This window comes from Micromonospora sp. M61 (assembly GCF_018070245.1).
GTDB classification, from domain to species: domain Bacteria; phylum Actinomycetota; class Actinomycetes; order Mycobacteriales; family Micromonosporaceae; genus Micromonospora; species Micromonospora zamorensis.
Map to the genome: position 1 here is coordinate 1 of NZ_JAGPYA010000121.1, position 3,745 is coordinate 3,745.

A 3,745-nucleotide genomic window follows, 5' to 3' on the forward strand; every position below is an offset into this window, starting at 1 on the left:
TCATGTACCTGTTCCTCCTGGCGCTGCCGCTGGCCCAGGTGCTGCGGGCGTACACCCAGTTGCAGTCCGGTCTGGGTGCCCTCCAGCGGATCGAGGAGATCCTGGCCGTGCCCGCCGAGGGCGCTGCCGACCGGGCCGCTCCCGCCGCTGCGACGACCACCCCGCGCCGGCCCGCACCGATGATCGAGTTCGATCGGGTGGGGTTCGGCTACCCGGGCGGCGAGCCGGTGCTGCACGAGGTCAGCTTCGCGGTGCACGCCGGTACGCGTACCGCGCTTGTCGGCCCCTCCGGCGCCGGCAAGTCCACCCTGCTGGCCCTGGTCGAGCGCTTCTACGAGGTCACCGCCGGCGCGGTCCGACTGGACGGCCACGACGTCCGGGACCTGCCCCGCGACGCGCTGCGGGCCCGGCTCGGCTACGTCGAGCAGGAAGCACCCGGGCTGGCCGGCACGCTGCGGGAGAACCTGCTGATCACCACCCCGGACGCCACCGACGACCGGTTGCGCCAGGTGCTCGACGAGGTCAACCTCGCGCACCTGGTCGAGCGCACCCCCGAAGGTCTGAACGTCCAGGTGGGGGAGGGTGGGGTGCTGCTCTCCGGGGGTGAGCGGCAGCGACTGGCGATCGCCCGCGCGCTGCTCGCCGGCCCGCCGGTGCTGCTGCTGGACGAACCGACCAGCAACCTCGACTCGCGCAACGAGGCCGCACTGCGCCGCGCCATCGACGCGGTGGCCGTCCGCCGGACGCTGTTGATCGTGGCGCACCGGCTCGCCACCGTCGTCGACGCCGACCAGATCGTCGTCCTCGACGGCGGCCGGGTGGTGGCCGTCGGCACCCACGCCGAACTGACCGCCACCGACCCGCTCTACCGGGAGCTCGCCACCCACCAACTGCTGGTCGGCTGACTCCGTCCGTTCGGGGGCCGACCTGCACTCCTCCGCCGGGGTCGGGGTGCTCTCTCCGTTCGGTGTCGACTTGCCGGCGGCCGGGCCGCGCAAGCCGGCCGGAATCGCGTACCGTTGCCGCTCATGGGTGTGTCGCAACGGTTCAAGAGCAAGTTCCGGCGGTTCCTTCAGCGCCCCGGCTCGACCGTGGATCTTGCTCCGCTGGAGAAGCTGCTGCCGGCTGTCGAGGCGCGCGAGGACGAGCTCGCCGCGCTGGACGACGCCGAGCTGACCGAGGCCGCGGGTGCCGCCACCGGTTACGAGGAGATCTGCGCGATCGGCCGCGAGGCCGCCCGCCGCGGCCTCGACCAGCGGCCGTACGACGTGCAGCTGCTCGGCGCGATGTCGCTGTTGTCCGGCAAGGTCGCCGAGATGGCCACCGGTGAGGGCAAGACACTCACCGCCACGATCGCCGCGTACGGGCACGTCCGGCTCGGCAACGGGCCGGTGCACGTGCTCACCATCAACGACTACCTGGCCCGACGCGACGCCCAGTGGATGGAGCCGGTCTACACCCTGCTCGGCCTCACCGTCGGCTGGGTCAACGAGGCCTCCACCCCGCAGGAGCGGCGCGACGCGTACGCCTGCGACGTCACCTACGTGTCGGTCAGCGAGGCGGGCTTCGACTACCTGCGCGATCAGCTGGCCACCGACGTGGAGGACCGGGTGCAACCGGCCCTGACCACCGCGATCGTCGACGAGGCCGACTCGATCATGATCGACGAGGCTCGGGTGCCGATGGTCCTGGCCGGCGCCGTGCCGGGCGAGCAGGACCCGGTGCACGCCGCCGCCGCGCTGGTCCGTGGCCTGCGCAAGGGCAAGCACTACACGGTCGCGGACGACGGCCGCAGCGTCGCGTTCACCTCCGCCGGCCTGGCCGCCATCGAGGCCAAGCTCGGCATCGACCTGTACGACGAGGAGCACGTCGAGCAGCTCTCCGCGGTCAACGTGGCGCTGCACGCGCACGCTCTGCTGCACCGTGACGTGGATTACATCGTCCGGGACGGCTCGGTCGAGCTGGTCGACGAGATGCGCGGCCGGGTGGCCCAGCGCCGCCGCTGGCCGGACGGGCTCCAGGCCGCGGTCGAGGCCAAGGAGGGCCTGGACGCCACCGCCGAGGGCGAGGTGCTGGGCACGATCGCCATGCAGGCGTACATCGCGCTCTACCCGAAGGTCTGCGGCATGACCGCCACGGCGGTGCTGGTCGGCGACCAGCTGCGGGAGTTCTTCGGACTTGAGGTCGCGGTGATCCCGCCGAACACCCCCTGCATCCGCGAGGACGAGCCGGACCGCATCTACGCCACCCGGGCCGAGAAGGACGAGGCGCTGATCGACGAGATCCAGCGCTGGCACGCCAAGGGGCGGCCGGTGCTGGTCGGCACGTTGGACGTCAAGGAGTCCGAGGGCCTGGCCGCCGGTCTCAACGCGGCCGGGGTGCCCTGTGTCGTGCTGAACGCGAAGAACGACGACGAGGAAGCGGCGATCATCGCCGAGGCGGGCGCGTACGGCGCGGTGACCGTTTCCACCCAGATGGCCGGGCGGGGCGTCGACATCCGACTGGGCGGCAGCGACGGCCGCGACCAGGAGCGGGTCGCCGAGCTGGGCGGCCTCTACGTGATCGGCAGCGGCCGGCACGACAGCCGCCGGGTGGACGACCAGCTGCGTGGTCGTGCCGGCCGGCAGGGCGACCCCGGCGGCTCGGTCTTCTTCGTCAGCCTGGAGGACGACCTGGTCGTCCGGCACGCCGCCGACTCGGTGCCGGCGTCGCCGCGGATGAACGCCGACGGCCTGGTGACCGACGAGCAGGTCGACTACGCGGTGGAGCACGCCCAGCGGGTCGCCGAGGGCGTCAACCACGAGATCCACCGCAACACCTGGCGCTACAGCGTGGTGATCGAGCAGCAGCGCAGGGCTCTCGCCGCGCGCCGCGAAGGGTTGCTGACCAGTGACGTGGCCGCCGTGATGCTGCTGGAGAAGGAGCCTGAGAAGGCCGGCGAGATGGACGAGGACCTGCTCGCCCGCGCGGCCCGCTCGATCGCGCTCTTCCACCTGGACCGGCTCTGGGCCGAGCACCTGGCCGAGTTGTCGGAGGTCCGCGAGGGCGTGCACCTGCGCGCGCTGGGTCGGCTCGACCCGCTGGACGAGTTCCACCGGGCCGCCGTGCCGGCGTTCAACGACCTGATCCCGGAGATCGAGGCCCGCACCATCGCCACCTTCACAGAGACCGAATTCGATGAGGACTGGCAGCCCGACGACGGCACCCTGGTCCGGCCCACCGCCACCTGGACGTACCTGGTGCACGACAACCCGTTCGGGTCCGAGCTGGACCGGCTGATCGCGTCGATCGGGCGGCGACTCAGCGGCACCTCGCGCTGACGTAGGCCACCGGGGCCCCTGTCGTGCCTCCACGTGCGGCAGGGGCCCCGATTTACGTCGTTTCGACCCAGGTTTCCTCGGGTAGTAGCGCTGGTCGGTCGAGTCGGGAGAGAGCAGACGATGACACAGGTGACGATGATCGCGGGCCGGGCGCGAGGGCGCACGGAGGCTGCGAACAGGTGAACCTCGACACGCGGGAGCCGGTGGTGCAGACCCTCGGTGTCCTGGAAACCGCAGCCCTGTTACGCGAGCTGACCGCCGGCCTGATCGCCCTGACCGACTTTGACGAGGCGCTGCTGGCGCTGGTCCGGGTCACCCGGGACGCCGTGGCCGGAGTGCGCTGGTGCGGGTTCACCGCCCTGCGCGCCGGCGAACCCGCCGGTGTGGCCGCCTCCGACGAGCGGCTGGCCGGGCTGGACGACCTG

The 3,745-nt window shown here is 72.1% G+C and carries 2 protein-coding genes and 1 pseudogene; all 3 read left to right on the forward strand.

The features are described 5' to 3' along the window. Positions 1–905: ABC transporter ATP-binding protein (locus tag KBX34_RS32655; RefSeq protein WP_210928930.1), on the forward strand; the 905-nt coding region annotated here is incomplete at its 5' end. A 123-nt stretch (positions 906–1,028) separates the two neighbouring features. Further along, positions 1,029–3,320, forward strand: a complete 2,292-nt coding sequence (secA2, locus tag KBX34_RS32660) for an accessory Sec system translocase SecA2 (protein WP_210928931.1) — start codon at positions 1,029–1,031, stop codon at positions 3,318–3,320. A 179-nt stretch (positions 3,321–3,499) separates the two neighbouring features. Beyond that, positions 3,500–3,745, forward strand: a pseudogene (locus tag KBX34_RS32665) (antitermination regulator); the annotation flags it as partial.